Source organism: Clostridium sp. (assembly GCF_018372875.1).
Classification (GTDB): Bacteria; Bacillota; Clostridia; order Clostridiales; family Clostridiaceae; genus Clostridium.
Genome location: NZ_JAHAIF010000017.1, coordinates 62,956 through 79,600 on the forward strand (window position 1 = coordinate 62,956; position 16,645 = coordinate 79,600).

Sequence of the window (16,645 nt, forward strand, 5' to 3'; positions counted from 1 at the left end):
AATGTGAAGTGAAGATATTATTAATATTATATATAAATAGAAATTTCTAGAGGTGATAAAGTGATTGGAATAAATGATGCTTGTGAAATATTGAGTTGGGCATATAATAATAATATAGAAATATGGTTAGATGGTGGTTGGGGTGTAGATGCTTTACTTGGAAAAGAAACACGTCAGCATAATGACATTGATTTATTTGTAGAAGAAAAAAACTATAATAAATTTATTGAAATAATTAAAAATAAAGGATTTAATGAAATTGTAGTGGAGTATACAAGTGAAGTGCATACTATTTGGTCTGATAATAAATTACGAATTATTGATTTACACATGTTTAAAGATAACTGTGATGGAACCATATGTTATGAAGGCGAAGTTTTTCAAAAAAATATATTCGATGGTGTTGGAAAAATAGGAAATATTATGGTTTCTTGTATAAATGCTAAAAATCAAGTCTTATTTCACTTAGGGTATGAATTTGGAGAAAGTGATATTCATGATGTAAAATTATTATGTAAAGAATTTAACATTCCGATACCTAAAGAATATGAAAATTTTTAAATTAGCGATAAATTATAATCTTTAGATTTAATAATATTACTATATCACGAAGAATTTATAATAAGTCATAAAAACAACCACATCTTATAATTCAATGTATTGAAAAATCTAAGGCGTGGTTGTTTTTATGTCATATCTATCACGAAGATAGCTAACATAGCCTTTTATTAAGTTCATCAACACTTTCCTTAGTATACTTAGATGTGTCTATTAACTCAGCTTTATTTATTAATTCTTCTAACTTAGATTTGTCTGGTAATATTCTTAAATCTAAATAAGCTTTAATTAACTTATTGTACGCATCTTTTACTTCTGCTTCCATTGCATTTTCATCTAATATTACTTTATTAGCTTTTTCAAGTTCAACTTGAAGTTTAGACCAAGTTGATGGTATATATCTGCTTTCATTTAAAGCTTTTATTATTGTAACTAATTTTTCAAGTTGTTCTTTATCACCTTTCTTAAACTCTAGCATATTAATTACACTAACTAATCTCTTTGAAGCCTCATCAACTTGAAATTCTGTAGCACTTTTATCTGCTAAAACAGCTTTAGCATTTTCTAATGCCTCTTCAAACTCTTTACCTACTGCTGGATCAACATCTTTAAGAGCTCCTTTTGATTTCACATCCTCAGCATAATCTATAACCATTTCTAATACTGTCTTATCAGCTTCTACTTGAGTATCATCTTTAGGAACAAGGTTATCCATTGCTTCCTTTAATTCAATTATTGCTAACCCAATTTCACTATAAGTAGCTTTAGTATTTATCAATACCTCTTTTGATCTTTCAATAGCTCCCTTAAATATTTTTACACTCTCAGTAGTATATAAAGATTCATCAATTGCATCTGCCTTCTCTATTAATTTTTCCAACTCAGCAATTAATTCCTCTATTGGTGCTTTACTTATACTTTTCTCAAATTTAGCATCTGCCCAATTAGCGTGATCATATCCATTATTAGAACCTGCATCTGCAACTAATGTAATTTTATTTACATTAGTTATATCAAGATCGATTTCTACCGCTGCCGAATCTCTCCTCATCTCTTCACTTATCCAAGCTGGTTCAGTATTTTCATCAAAATAAACCTTAAATGTTACTGAACTTGTAGCTATTGGATTCTCATATTGATAATAATCTATTCCTACAAAACTCTTAAACCTTGTATATCCTTTACCTTCAATATTATAAACTAACCTTGATGTTGCATGAGCTCCTAATCCCTTTTCATAAGATATGGCATTTCCATTTTCATCTGGCAATCTAATTGTTCCACCGCTACTACTTTTATCAAGTTCTAAATTGCCATAGCCAACTTCAACGAAATCTGCTTTTAAGTCTGACAAATAATGATATCCATTTGCATCTACAACTATAGTATATGTCTTAACCGTATTATTAGGTGAGGTTACCTTAACCAACACATCATTCAATCCTTCGTATAACTTAATTGTTCCAGTTACTGAAGATACACCTTCAAACTTTTCTTTACCAGCTATAATCTCCACTTTTGCATCACTATGCTGTGTTGTTGCTGTAAGTTTAAACTCTTCTTTATTTGTTTTAGCAGTATAATTTAAATTTTCTGGATTAAACTTAGGTAAAAATACTATATCATCTGAAGTAATATCTAGTAAATTAGCATTTTCTTCTGATTCAACAATAATATTTAAAGTATAATTAGTAGTTGTAACTAAGTCTTCTGCCTTTACCGAAATAACAACAGTATTTAACCCTGATTTAAGGTTATCTGCTAATCTACTTTCCCCTTCAGTTCTTACTCCATTAACTGTAATGCTTGTCATAACATCTTTATTAGTAACTGCTGATGCATCTATTAATAATTCCTTTGCTTCTTCAGAATTAATACATACTCTATATTCTGTCTTATCTTTATCAAATCCTTCTATTAATTTACCATCTATATTTATACCTGTTAAATAAGAATCGTTATATCCTGAACGGAATACATGCACTCTATGTCTTCTAACAAAACCATCTTCAGCTGTAACATCAATATTAAAGATATTTAACCCACTATATAAATCAATATCTTCTGTACTATATTTATTTCCTTCTAATATTCCACCTATTGGATTCATATAGAACGAACGATATACTTTAACATCATTAACTCCATTATCTACATCAAAGCTTAATTTCTCTATATTTCTATCATCTGATAAAGAAACAAAGTAACTATCTACATTTTCTTTAATTACTTCAGCTTTCTCACCAGCTATAGAAGGGTTTGAAATACCTGCTTTATTACTTAAATATGATACAAAATTAATTACATAAGTTGCTTTTACTACATCTCCATCTAATCTTAATATCTTAACAATTTTATCTTCCGGTAATGTATAAGCTCCATTCTTTTCAACTAAAGGGATACCATTCGAATCTACAACCTTAACTGTTCCTAAGGATTCATTAACAAGATCATACGACAAATTAAACTTCTTTACCTCTTTAGGAATATCATAGTTATATTTATACTTATCTTTATCAAATTCTTTTATTGCATTGCCATTAATACATAAAGATTTTAACAAATAGCTTTCTTCTGAATTTTTATTAACTTCAGTTACTAAAGTTACAGCTTCTTTATTTGGTTTACCATATTTATCTGTAACATAAATTTCACACTCTAATTTACCTAGTGCTTTTGTCTTAAAGCTCGGAGTAAATGTATATTCAGTGACAGTACTACCATTCTTTGTATATGTCCACGCATATAAAGATGATCTATTGTCATGATTTTCAACATCAACATAGTCATAAGTTACATTTACTGTATCTCCAATAACTGGATTTCTAGTAATAGTTTCATTTTCTATAGTTGGTGCGTTATTAATCATACCTTCAAATATAGCAACTCCATCTTGAACTTCTAAATCTTCTGTATCTACTTCTGAAGCTACTCCAACCTTTAAATTTGAGAAGGTTGCTACCATTGGAACTACATCTTTAGTCCATGCTACGAAAGCAATTTTATAGTCATCCCCAAGCCCAATATTTTCTCCTACTGTATATTGTGATGACCATTCTCCATTCCCATCAACATCTTTATAACGCACTTTAATTTTTCCATTTAATTTTTCAATTTCAAACGTAGCCTTTCTACCGGTTAATTTTTGGCCAAATGTTGATTCTATATCATTTGCAGCAATTTCATTATCTAATGCAATGTTACTTTGATGACCTTTTGTTCCTACCCTAACATAGTTATCGTTATCTTTATATAGCAATAGTCCTGCCGAATTATAACTTTCTCCATTTTTAGGTAATCCATCTATTGTTACTTGTACCCTTATATCATCCTTCGGAATATTGTCTGGGATATCATAAGTTATAATATTCTTAGCACTATTGTTACCACCATAAAGATCTCCCATTTCCCCAGTGATTACCACTTGATCTTCTTCTCCATTACCATCCCATTTTGATGAATTTTCTCCAACTACATTAAATCCTTCTTTAAGAGCTACATTATTTTCACCCTTTATACCAAAACTATCTGGAAGTGATACTACAACAATCTTAGTATCATTTACTCCTGCTACTGAAGCTTTAACTTTATATATACCATCTTTATAACCAGTTATAGTTCCATTTTCATCTATTGAAGCTCCATTAGTATTCAGTCCAGTTATAGCATCTTCTACTGACCATTTTATATTTTCTTCCCCTGTATAATCTGTAGTAAGATTAATACTTGCATTTCGACTATTTATCAATTTATCGCCAATAATTGTAAGAGAATCAATCTTTGATCCACCTACTACATTTATTTCTATTGGCTCTGATTTTATTAAATGACCTTCCCAATTATAATAAGCAATAAGCTCTGCAGTCCCTTCTTTTAATGCTACTGCATTTTTATCTTCATCTATTTTAACTATTTCTGGATTTAATGAGGCTAATTGAATTTTATCATCTACAGTAGTAATATTAGGAGGACCATTTACAGAAAGCTTATCTCCTTTAATTTTAAGTTCGTTGATATCCATTCCTTTAAGTTTAACATTCATATTTATACCAAAATCATAAGTATTATTTTCTATATTGATATCTTTACAATTTTCAAATATAAATGCATCTACATCTAAAATTGTTTCATCTGCTACAGCCTGTACCTTTGTTGATTCTCCAACAGCTAAGTTATTATTGTCAGCAGATAATTCTAACCCCATGCTTGCACCATCACGAACTATTTTATTATTAGTGAAATTCATCCCCTTAACACCTTTTGCTGTTATTAAATTAAATGCAGCCATATTAAATGTATTTCTATCAATTGTAATATTTTGATGTATAGGATCTCCTTTTACCTCTGGTAGCGTATATCCTGGAGCTGCAACAGCCTGATTTACTACAACCGGATCAACAAATATCGGACTTACTGTTCCCCATTCCGTTTGACCAGTAGGCTTTACATTAAATGTATTATTTCGAATTGTCATATTTCGAATAGGACCAGATTCATACCAATAATCAGCATCGTTTGAAAGATATATACTAGCCATAGCAAGACTTTCAAAAACATTGTCTTCAATTATAACTTCGTTTCTAGTTGTACATAATATACCTCTTGTTGGTATAGATCGCATAACATTTCCCTTTATATGAACATTTGGAGCATAAGTTACATTTTCAGCAACATATAATGGCTCCACATCTACATTCGCATTAGGATCTGTTCCTCTTTTTATTTTGACTTTTAGTGAATTTAATACCTCTTCATTAAAAGGCTCATCAAAAATTACAACTGATTCCCTCATACTTAACTTTTCACCATTATAATCTTCACCTGGATTAATCACATCTTTTACAGTAAAAGTATCACCTTCATTTGCACCAGTCGGAACTTCTAAATTTAGTCTACTATAAAACGCCACTTCATCTCCTGGAAAGTATGGTTGGAATCCACCTTGTTGGGAATGTATATATTTTAACTTTAAAGTTTTATTATCTATTACCTCCTCAACACGAAGGTATGTCCCATGTACGTTTATAGGATCATCATGTGCCATAGAAAAATTACAACCTATTACATTAAAATATCCACTAGCGCCAGCTACATGAATTTGATCAGCATTACTTGTAGTATACTTCCCAGTTCCTTCTCTAGGTAGAAAATCAACTCCATTAAACTCAGTATTTTCACTCATTTGAGTTAGCCAACCAAATCCACTTAAATAATGAACATCTATATCTTTAACTAATGTATCTTTACTTTCCCAAATAAATGCCCCTGCTGTTCTTCTTCTAGCTGAATTGCTAAGCAATGCTACATTACCTGACTCTTGATCATTTGGTCTTCTATCTTTATATTTAAATCGTAATATATTTTCGCCTTGTTCAACAATTTCTTCTAATCCTACAAATGGATCCGCATCAAGATATTCTTTTCCCTCATATATTACTTTAGTTTGATGTCTTCTTACAGTTTCATCATAGCCCTTATATATAACTAGATACCCACCAAGAGTATCTTGGTCTGACCAATAAGGTTTCCCTGTATATGGACTATTTTCACTTAACCATGTTATATGCTTTCTATCTTCAGAAATTTCATAATTATAATTTGCCGGAACATAAATATCAGTATACGGTTTTCCATCTTCTTCACCTTGTCCAACAAATGTAATATCCATCGTATCAGGAACTTCATAGTCTAATACAAAATTCTGTAAAACAACATTTTCTGAACGAACAACAGCAATTGCCATTATGTCACCATGCATATTAAAAAGAGATCCATTTCCCTCAATTGTAAGATCTTTTTGATCCTCAATTAAAATACCAATCCATTTTGTCGGATTATCTAAACTACTAGTGTTGGATGTATGATACTGACGTTGAGATGCATAATCCTTATAAAAATCATATTCTCCATGTGGAAAACTTAAAGTAACACTTCCATCGATTTCCTTTGCCGCTTCTAAAGCTTTCTGAATTGCGATAGTACTATCATTTTTACCACTTGGGTCTGCACCAAAATCAGTAACATCTATTATCGTAGTTTTTTTATCTATAGTACTTGCAGACACTCTATCTATAAATATATTCATGCAAATATTAATTACCATAAAAAAAACTATAATAGATGCTATTACCCTATTATTCTTTTTCATAAATTACTCTCCTTCCCAACATTAAACATAATTATTTACCTTCACCACTTGTGTAATATAGTTATAATTTTCCTAATAAACTCCCCCCTAATAATAAATTTTCCCACTTAATGTTTATGTAAACATTTACTAAATTGTATCATTTATCTAACAGTTAATCTATATAAATTTATTAACTAATATATCAAATTTTTTAATCAAAACATTCTTAATATGTTATTATAAAAATCTCCTTAATCAAATCTTTATATTAGCTGAGGGGATTTTAAATTTAAAATTACTAATTTATTTTTATCTTATCGAGATAATTATCATAGGTACCTATAATCATGAAATATTACTTTATTTCATATAAAAGATTAATATTTTATATTTCTTAAAACTACGCCTGCTCCAATAATTACAACTGCTAATCCTCCAACTGCTACTGATGAAATTTCTCATTATAAATGAAATTGAACTAATAAAAAATCCATAGTGGATTATTCTGTGTTATGATTTAATCGCTAAACCAAAACATACACTAAGGATAATCACTATGAACCACTTAAATATTAACTAAAATTGATATAGTTAATGTAAAAATACAGATTTACCAATAAAACCACGCAGAAATAGAGAGCCTTCTAAAGTAAATAAACGCAAGAAAAAACTTTGCCCTAGCATATCTGAAGATTCATTAGATATAGATGCCGTGTAGAATTTGAGCCTTAGGAGATAGATAATGTTATTGGAGCAAAAATCCAATTTTGCTACTTTATCCACAACTGAAACAATGAAAAAATATACTTTACTCATCCATAATCTTCTTTTGAGAATTATATATTTGTATATAACTTAAGACTGCTGACACTTTGTCAGCAGTCCAGAAAGAAGTTCACAAAGCGAACTTCTTTTTACTAATCTTCTCCAAATATTAAGCTCTTAAGCCATGCAAAAAAGCCTTTCTTTTCTTCCTTAACTTCCTTCTTTTCTTCTTTTGCTTTATCTTCTACTTTTACTTCATCTGTCTTCATAATGAACTTAACACTTCCGTCCATCTCTTCTCCCTTACCTGTAAAGGAAGAAAACTCTTTTGAAGCTTTAACTAATTCATCCTTTACTGCAATTACATCATCTATTGAAGATATAGTATTATTACCTTCTGTATATAATTTATTTATTCCATTATCATGGAAAGTCTTCATTCCATCACTTAACTCTTTACTTCCTATAGACAATTCACTTATTCCCTTTTCTAGTGATGGTAGTGCAGAAATTAAATTTCTTGCTTGGGATACATTACCGCTCCTTAATGCATCATTAGTAATTCTTAATATATCCTCACTATTTTTCAAATCATTTTGCATAGACATTAATTGTGAAGATAAGCTTCTAATTTTTTCAACATCGCTAGGCTTTGTATCTTTTAATAGTCCCTCTAATTCTGAAATCAATTCACTAGAGCTTTCTATATCAGCTTTAAACTTAAACAGATTATTTTTTAATTCAGTATTATTACTTAATCCACTTACCAATTCAGTTATATTTTCAATATTAGACTTATTAGTTTCCAAATCCTTTGCTAAATTATCTATATTATTTAATGTTTCTCCTATTGCAGATAAATCTTCATCCGATAAGCTCATTATTCCCTCCCCAAAGGACTTAATTAATCCTTGAGTTGTTGGGTCATTAACATCATTAAAGAATTTACCTAGAGCATTAACACTATCTTGATTTGATAGTACACTACTTGTAGTATCTATTAATGGTTTCATACTCTCCATAGACTTTACACCTTGAACAAGAGAAGGTAGTATTGAATTATATTCATTAATTTTTGCTCCATCTTGTGCTAAAGCATTAGAACTTACAGAAGATATATTTAAACTATCAATGTAGTTAGTTAATGATTTTGCAACTTCTGTACTACTTTGAGAATATACAACATTAATCATATATTTTAATTCCTCTTTCTTTTGGGCAAATCCTGTTTCTCCACCTTGTGATGCAGCAGCTGCTAACTGAGCTTTTAGTATCATATAAGATGATGCATATGCTGTCATATCTCCTTGCAAGCTTTCTAATTTGCTAGAACTATCTATAAGTGATGATGCTGTTTTTAAATTCTTATTTAACCCATAAAGGTAATTTGAGGTTCCTCCTGCACTCTTTATCTCTCTACTTATCTCTTCTATAATAGGAGAAGTAGCTGTTTTAGCAGCATTAACATCTACTAGTAATCCTTGTACAGCCTTTATATTTGTAGGATTTATTTGAAATAAAAGTTGTTGTATCTTTATCTTTGTAGTTTGGTCAATGCTATCATATCCATCTTTTGTCTTAATTATATCTGACATTAATCTAGTAAAATTATTATCCTTTTCTAAATCTTCTACCATATTTAAAGTGGACGATAATAGTTCCTTATTCTCTTTAGTTGCAAGCCTTTGATAGTCTTCCATTAGTATCATAGCTTTATTAACATTTTCAGCATTTAACATAGAAATCAATACATTTGCTTGATAAAAATCTATATCTTTAGCAAAATATGCATCCTTTATTAATTTCCTAGCTCTTTCAGTTTTATCTTCATTAGTTATTAATGATATTTTTTCTTGTAAACTTTGAGTTTTTAACAAATTACTAGCTGTAATAAGTTTTGTCTTTGCTAGATCTATTCCATCTTTTAACTTTCCAGTTCCATCTAATAACTTATCACTACCATCTTTTAATTGATTCAATGAATCTTTTAACTCATCAATAGAGTTAGCCTTGTCTAGTGCACTTAAATCTGGTAGTTCAGGTGTTGCAGTTATCATTATTGGACCCATTTCAAAATTATCTACATCTGCTTCTACAACTAATTTATCCTTTAAGTCTACTCCAATATCTAAATTATCTATTCCTAGACTTTCTTGCAAGCCTGGAAATGCAACAAAGCCAATTATATTATTATTTCCTTCAGAAATTATTACACCACCATCACTTTTAACATTCTTAAACTTATCCACTGGCAATATAATAGAAGATGCTGTTGTAAAAGGTGTATATATCTTTCTAGTTTTACCATTTATGCTTGTCTCTTTATAAATCTTATTCTTTATTTCTAATTCAATTTTAACCCTACCTGATTTTCCTGCTAAATCTTCTGCTTTAATTTCTTCTCCATCTAATGAATACTTTATACTTACATCTAAAGGTAACTCTTTGTCAGTTTTTCCTTGATAATATATATCACTGCCCTCTACCTTCCAAGTTAAATTTTCACCATCTTTAACTGGTTCATCATCAGTCTTTACATTTTTTATATCACTTAAAGAAGATTTGTCTTTAACCTCTAAATTTGACTCGCTTGAATGTATCCAATTAGATACTGTGCTCTTTTCTAATTTTCCATCTGAACTTAAATTTACAAATACAGACTCATCCTTTTTTATTTCTACTGCTGGTACTACTGTTGTACTCATTATTGTTGCTGCCACTACTAATGCAACAACCTTCTTAGACATTGCTTTTCTCATATTCAATTCCTCCCTACATAGCAACTTTCTTTGGCTCTATAGAGTCAAGTTTATTAATTTTCCAACCTTTTGTTGTCTTATCAATAATGCCTTCACTTATTAATAACAGTGCAGGTAAAACAAATATTATAACTATCATACTAATAATTGCTCCCCTAGCCATTAAGAAGCATAAGCTCTTAATTAATGCCATATCAGATACTAATGCTACACCACCTGTAGCTCCAAAAAATGTTAATCCACTTGTTACTATAGACTTCGCTGACTCTTGTACTGCTATTCTCATTGCTTCTTTCTTTTCATATCCATTTCTCATTTCTTCCCTAAATCTAGAAGTTAACAAAATAGCATAATCAACTGTAGCCCCTAATTGAATAGTTCCTATTACTATACTGGCTACAAATGGAATAACTGTTCCTGTGTAGTATGGAATACCCATATTTATAAATATTGCAAATTCTATTGCAGAAACTAGTAAAACTGGTATTGACACTGATTTAAACACAATTAAAATAATTACAAATATAGCTGCTATAGATGCAACTGATACATTCTTAAAATCTTGATCTGCAATTGTAGTTAAATCTTTAGTTAATGCTCCCTCTCCTGTTACCATTGCACCTTCATCATAACTCTTAACTATATCTGTCATCTCTAAAATTTGATTGTTAAGTTCATCTGATGCAGATTTATACTCAGAATTAACTAGCAAAAGATTATATCCACCTTGTTTAAATATTTCTTTTATATCTCTTGGAATAAAATCTTCTGGAATATTAGGTCCAATAAATTTATCATATGATAATACTGTAGTTACACCTTCTAAATTTTCTATTCTATCTGTCATCTCTTTCATCTTATAACTCTTAATATCATCTTTAACGATTATAAAATGTGTAGATGTCATATTAAAATTATCCTTCATTTTATTAAGAGCAACTATTGAAGACATATCAGGTTTTAATGTTTCATCTAGGTTATAATATACCTTTGCGTTTGCTTGTCCAAAAAATGCTGGAAGCATTATTACCAAAAATGCTACTATAAATGCTTTATGATGCTTTGTTACTAAGGTTGATACCTTTTTAAACTCTGGAATTATTGTTTTATGCTTGAATTTATGAATTGCTTTATCGAAAACTAAAACAAATGCAGGTAATATTGTAATTGCACATATTACGCCAATCACAACTCCTTTCGCCATAACAAGACCTATATCTTTGCCCAATGCTAAGTCCATTGTACAAAGAGCTAAGAATCCTGCTATTGTTGTAAGGGAACTTCCTGATATAGAAGTCATTGTTGCTTTTATAGCTTGGGTCATGGCCTCTTCTTTAGTACTCCACTTACCTCTTTCTTCATCATACCTATGCATCAAGAATATAGAGTAATCCATAGTTACCCCTAATTGAAGTACAGCTGCTAGTGCTTTAGTTATATAAGATATTTCACCTAGAAATAGGTTAGTTCCTAAATTATACACAATACCTATTCCTATTGAAACTAAGAATATAATTGGTACAACTGTAGATTCCATTGAAATTAATAAAACTACAATTGACAATGCTACTGCAATTAAAACGTAAAATGGAGCTTCATGTTCGGCAAGCTCTTTTGTATCCTCCATAATTGCAGACATTCCACTAAGAAAACATTGCTTATTTAATATTTTTTTAACTTTAGAAATGCCATTTATAGTTGAATCGGATCCTGGTGCCCCATCAAACTTTATAACAAACATTGTTGAATCTTCATTATAAAGTTGATTTTTTATCTCATCAGGTAAAATATCCTTAGGGATACTTTCATCTAACACATCAGTTAATCCTAATGTTGTAGTGACACCATCCACCTCTTCAATTTTATCTTTTAAAATGTTAATATCTTTATTTTCCATTCCTTCTACTATAACAATACCTATCGACGCATCGGAATAAGTTTTGTCCAAGATGTCCTCTCCCTTTGTTGAATCTAAGTTCTGAGGTAAATAACTTAATAAGTCATAATTTACTCTTGTATTTATGAAACCTATCACTGATGGGATTAATAAAAGTAATGAAACTACTATGACTGATTTAGCATGATCTGAAACAAACTTACTAATTCTATTCACCCTTAACATCCCCTTCGTTTTTAGTAACTTATCATAGCTAAAACTTTCTTAAAGAGAATTGGCTTAATTTCATCTATAGTTGTAGGCTCTTCTAAAATTATAGAGCTATAACAAACACTACCTACTAACTCAAATATCATGAACAATGTCAATTCCGCTTCATCTAAATTCATATTTTTTTCAACTAGATTTCCTATAAAGATTTCTACTATCCCCTCCATTTCTTTATATTGCTCCGGATTTCTTAATGCTCTTCTGAATAGTCCCCAGGAGAAATTTTTATTAATTAACTTTAACATAAGCTTATTTTCTTTAAAGTAATTAATAACATAATCAATAAAAAATAATGTTCTGTCTTCAAACTTCTCTAATTTTTGTTCTTCCGTTTTTTCTACTGCTTCTTTTATAACTTGAGAACTTTTTTGAAGTATAAGTCTATTGATTATGTCATACTTATCTTTAAAGTATAAATAAAATGTTCCTTTTGCTACCCCTGCTCTCTTAACTATGTCATCTATTGCTGTATTTTGTGTGCCTTTTGTAGTAAACAGTTCATATGCAGCAGAAAATAGTTCTATTTCTTTTTTTCTTTTCTTTTCCCCTACTTTACTGCTTACACTTTTATCCCTCGTCATTTCTTCCTCCTTTATGACTATCAGTCATTTTATATTTCTATTATATTCCTTTATGACTAACAGTCAATTTATATTGTGCTATATTTTCTTTTTGTTTAAAAAGTTTGCTTTTTGTTTAAAATTGCTATGATTTAAGTTCAATAGTATAATTAATTAGGATGTTAAGGTTAATTAATTTACTTATGTAAACTTTCTTCTATATTAGTTTACCCAATAAAATTCCGGAGGAAAAGATTATGATTGTTTTAAGTTGTAAAAATATTAGCAAAAGCTATGGAATAGATGAAATATTAAAGGATGTTACTCTATCAATTAATGAAGGGGATAGGGTTGGTATCATAGGCGCAAATGGAGAGGGTAAATCAACTCTATTTAAAATTCTCTCTAAACAACTCTCATTTGATGATGGTGAAATATTTATAGACAAGAATAAAACTTTAGGTTACTTAGCGCAACACCTGGATTTAGATACAAAAAATACAATATATAATGAAATGCTTTTAGTTTTCTCTGACTTAACAAGGTTAGAAGAAAAACTTTTAGATTTAGAAAATAAAATGAATGAACCTTATGATGAGAGTAAAGCAGATTATCACAACAAGATAATTAATGATTATAATACTTCACAAGAACTATACTCACATAGAGGTGGATATACTTACAAAGGAGAAATAAATAAGGTATTAAAAGGTTTAGGCTTTTCCGAAGAAGACTTTGATAAAGAAATTTCAAAGTTAAGTGGTGGCCAAAAAACCAGAGTTGCATTATGTAAATTATTATTACTTTCACCAGATATATTACTTTTAGATGAGCCTACTAACCACTTAGATTTAGAAGCAATTGAATGGCTTGAAGAGTATTTAAAATCTTATAAAGGTACTATTTTAGTTATTTCCCATGATAGATTTTTCCTTGACTCTGTAACTAACAGAACTTTCCAAGTAATTAATGGTCATGTTAACTGCTACAATGCTTCTTATACAAAATTTTTAGAACTTAGAGAAAAAGATTATGAATCACAGCTAAAGGCATATAATCTTCAACAAGCTGAAATAAAGAGACAAGAAGCAATAATTGAGAAATTTAGATCTTTTAATAGAGAAAAAAGTATTAGAGCTGCTGAAAGTAGAGAAAAAGCCCTCGATAGAATGGAGAAAATAGATGCTCCAGATGAGGAAAAGGGACCAGCGAAAATTAAATTTGAGACCTCAGTTAAAAGTGGATATGATGTTTTGCATGTTGAAAAGTTAAGTAAGAGCTTTGGCGATAAACATTTATTCTCTAATCTTTCCTTAGATTTAAAGAGAGGAGAGAAAATCGCCTTAATTGGTGAAAACGGTAGAGGTAAGACTACTTTCTTCAACATTCTTATGGATAAAATTAAAGCAGATAGCGGTGTAAAAGTATTAGGTACTAACGTAAACATAGGATATTATGATCAAGAACAATCTAACTTATGTGAAGATAAAACTATAATTGATGAAGTATGGGATGACTTCCCTGAATTAACAACATCACAAGTTAGAGGGGCATTAGCAACCTTCTTATTTACTGGTGAGGATGTATTTAAAACCATTAATAAACTTAGTGGTGGTGAGAAATGTAGAATCAACTTGCTAAAGTTAATGCTTTCAAGATCCAACTTATTATTACTAGATGAACCTACTAACCACCTAGATATTTTATCTAGAGAAGCTTTAGAAGAAGCTATATTAAGCTATGATGGTACATTAATAGTAATTTCCCATGATAGATATTTCTTAAATAAAGTTATAAACAGAATTGTGGAGCTTCAGGAAGAAGGAACTACTGAATATTTAGGGAACTATAGTTACTATGTTGAAAAGAAGCTTAATCCATTAAGATTTGAAACATATGAAGAACTAGCAAATGGTAAAACTAAAACCCAACTAAAAGAAGAGAAAAGAAAAAAACGTGAAATGGAAAAAGAGGAAAAAGCAAAGAAACTACAAATTAAAAAGTTAGAAGATGAAATAAGTAAAAATGAAGAATTGCTTTTATCCCTTCAAGAAGATTTATGCAAAGAAGAAATATACTCTAATCCTTCAGAAAGTGAAAGAGTAAATAAAGAAATAAGAATTCTTGAAGAAAAAATAGAAGACCTTTATATGAAATGGGAAGAAATTACTGAATAATATTAGAAAGAGAAATTGCTACTGCAATTTCTCTTTAACTTTATTTCCTATATTATCCTTACTTAGCTCCTGTACTTCCAAATCCGCCACGATCAAGATTTCCAAAAGACTCTACTTCATCAAACTCTATCTCGGGCATTACTTCCATTATTCTAAATTGTGCTATTTTATCCCCTTTTCTTATCCAAGTACCCTTTATTTCTTCTCCATCTATACTCTCTGTATTTTTTCCTTCTAAACAGTACACAGGCATGTGCCATTGATCATTATCACCTATATATGTATCATCAACTACACCAACTGAATTTGTTTGAATTATTCCCCAAGTTTTAAATGTTGAACTTCTTGGAGCAAGATGCGCTTCCCATCCTCTTGGTAATTCTAATGCAAACCCTAGCGGAATCATAGCTCTTTCATTAACTTTTACGAATACATCCTTATTAGCATACACGTCAATCCAGTTACCTTTTGCTATCTTTTTCAACTTAGTTGACTCTTCAAAATACTTTATTCTTATTTTCATAATTCATCTTCCATTCCTTACTCTTTAGACTATTTTAATATAATTATAACAATAACAGACATATATTTCTACAAAATAAAAAAGGCTTATTCTTCAAAGCCTTTTTTATTGATTAATTAACTATCGTCTACATTTTCTTTTATTCTTAACTTTATTAATTACATAAATACAACTTTCTGTTGTACATTCATCAATAGTGACCTCATTCCAATTTATATATTGAGGTTTTTCAAAGTATCTCTTATCAATTAATTCTATAACCCTATATGCTCCCTCAGGAACATTGCAAAATACAACTTTACCATCACAATCAGTAACCTTTGAATCTACTAGCTCTGGACATATTCCATTAAGTTTATAAAGATTAACTTTTACGCCCTTTATTTTTGTTCCTTCTTTACTATGCAAAACTGAAATTACAGTTATAACTCCCTTTACCTCTTTTTTGCATTTATATTTCTTATCCTTAACTGAGTATCCGCAATTATTATTTTCACTCCACTCATCTTCACAGTTTAACCACTTTTGACTTTCATACTCTTCATAATATTCACTAGTATTTAAATTGCACGGCTGTTGTTTTACATGTTCTTCCTCTTTACACTCATTGCAAATATGATCATCTTCTGACGCATCATATTCCTTTTCTGTAACATTTATGTCTGCATCACTATAATAGCACTTCATTTCTTCTGCTTCTATCTTGCTATTAATACAATTATCATCATTTTCTCCAAAAACATAACTTTCTGACCCACAAGTATGAGTTTCGCATCTACCATCTGGATATGATATATCAAAATTTACTACTATATCTTCTGTTTTTCCTTCTTGTTTTACCTCTTCCTTTTCCTGTAAATATTCTTTCATAAACTTCTCTATAATAGGGTCATCATCTTGCATGTTAGTACAATAAACTCTTTTCCCCTTTTCTTCGCTCACAAAAAAACCTCCTTAGTTTTCCTATATTAATAAAATATGACAAACTAAAGAGATATGTGATTAT

8 protein-coding genes are annotated in these 16,645 nt (G+C 29.8%); 2 read left to right on the plus strand and 6 right to left on the minus strand.

Going from position 1 to position 16,645, the window contains the following annotated elements:
- The first annotated feature begins 60 nt into the window (after positions 1-60).
- Positions 61-561, plus strand: a complete 501-nt coding sequence (gene lnu(P) / locus KIB46_RS07675) for a lincosamide nucleotidyltransferase Lnu(P) (RefSeq protein ID WP_022071788.1) — start codon at positions 61-63, stop codon at positions 559-561.
- Between the two features lie 151 nt (positions 562-712).
- On the opposite strand, the gene KIB46_RS07680 is transcribed toward lnu(P), so the two are convergent.
- The 4 genes from KIB46_RS07680 to KIB46_RS07695 all read right to left on the minus strand — a co-directional run bounded on the left by KIB46_RS07680 (position 713) and on the right by KIB46_RS07695 (position 12,960).
- Positions 713-6,706, minus strand: coding sequence for an NPCBM/NEW2 domain-containing protein (locus tag KIB46_RS07680; protein WP_291671344.1), 5,994 nt, complete (start codon positions 6,704-6,706; stop codon positions 713-715).
- A gap of 899 nt (positions 6,707-7,605) precedes the next feature.
- Entirely contained in the window at positions 7,606-10,212 is a 2,607-nt protein-coding gene (locus KIB46_RS07685; protein ID WP_291671345.1) for a hypothetical protein, read from the minus strand.
- Between the two features lie 13 nt (positions 10,213-10,225).
- Complete coding sequence (locus KIB46_RS07690; RefSeq protein WP_291671346.1) at positions 10,226-12,334, minus strand: MMPL family transporter; 2,109 nt, start codon at positions 12,332-12,334, stop codon at positions 10,226-10,228.
- Positions 12,335-12,345: 11 nt separating this feature from the next.
- A complete protein-coding gene (locus KIB46_RS07695) occupies positions 12,346-12,960 on the minus strand; it encodes a TetR/AcrR family transcriptional regulator (protein WP_156562242.1) in 615 nt (204 codons plus the stop codon).
- A gap of 236 nt (positions 12,961-13,196) precedes the next feature.
- On the opposite strand from KIB46_RS07695, the gene KIB46_RS07700 reads away from it, so the two are divergent.
- Complete coding sequence (locus KIB46_RS07700) at positions 13,197-15,116, plus strand: ABC-F family ATP-binding cassette domain-containing protein (RefSeq protein WP_291671347.1); 1,920 nt, start codon at positions 13,197-13,199, stop codon at positions 15,114-15,116.
- A gap of 58 nt (positions 15,117-15,174) precedes the next feature.
- On the opposite strand, the gene KIB46_RS07705 is transcribed toward KIB46_RS07700, so the two are convergent.
- Together KIB46_RS07705 and KIB46_RS07710 are read right to left on the minus strand one after the other, a co-directional pair.
- Positions 15,175-15,639 (minus strand): deoxyuridine 5'-triphosphate nucleotidohydrolase, encoded by a 465-nt coding sequence (locus KIB46_RS07705; RefSeq protein WP_156562246.1) that lies wholly within the window; start codon positions 15,637-15,639, stop codon positions 15,175-15,177.
- Between the two features lie 120 nt (positions 15,640-15,759).
- Entirely contained in the window at positions 15,760-16,581 is an 822-nt protein-coding gene (locus KIB46_RS07710; RefSeq protein ID WP_291671348.1) for a SpaA isopeptide-forming pilin-related protein, read from the minus strand.
- Between the last annotated feature and the right edge of the window lie 64 nt (positions 16,582-16,645).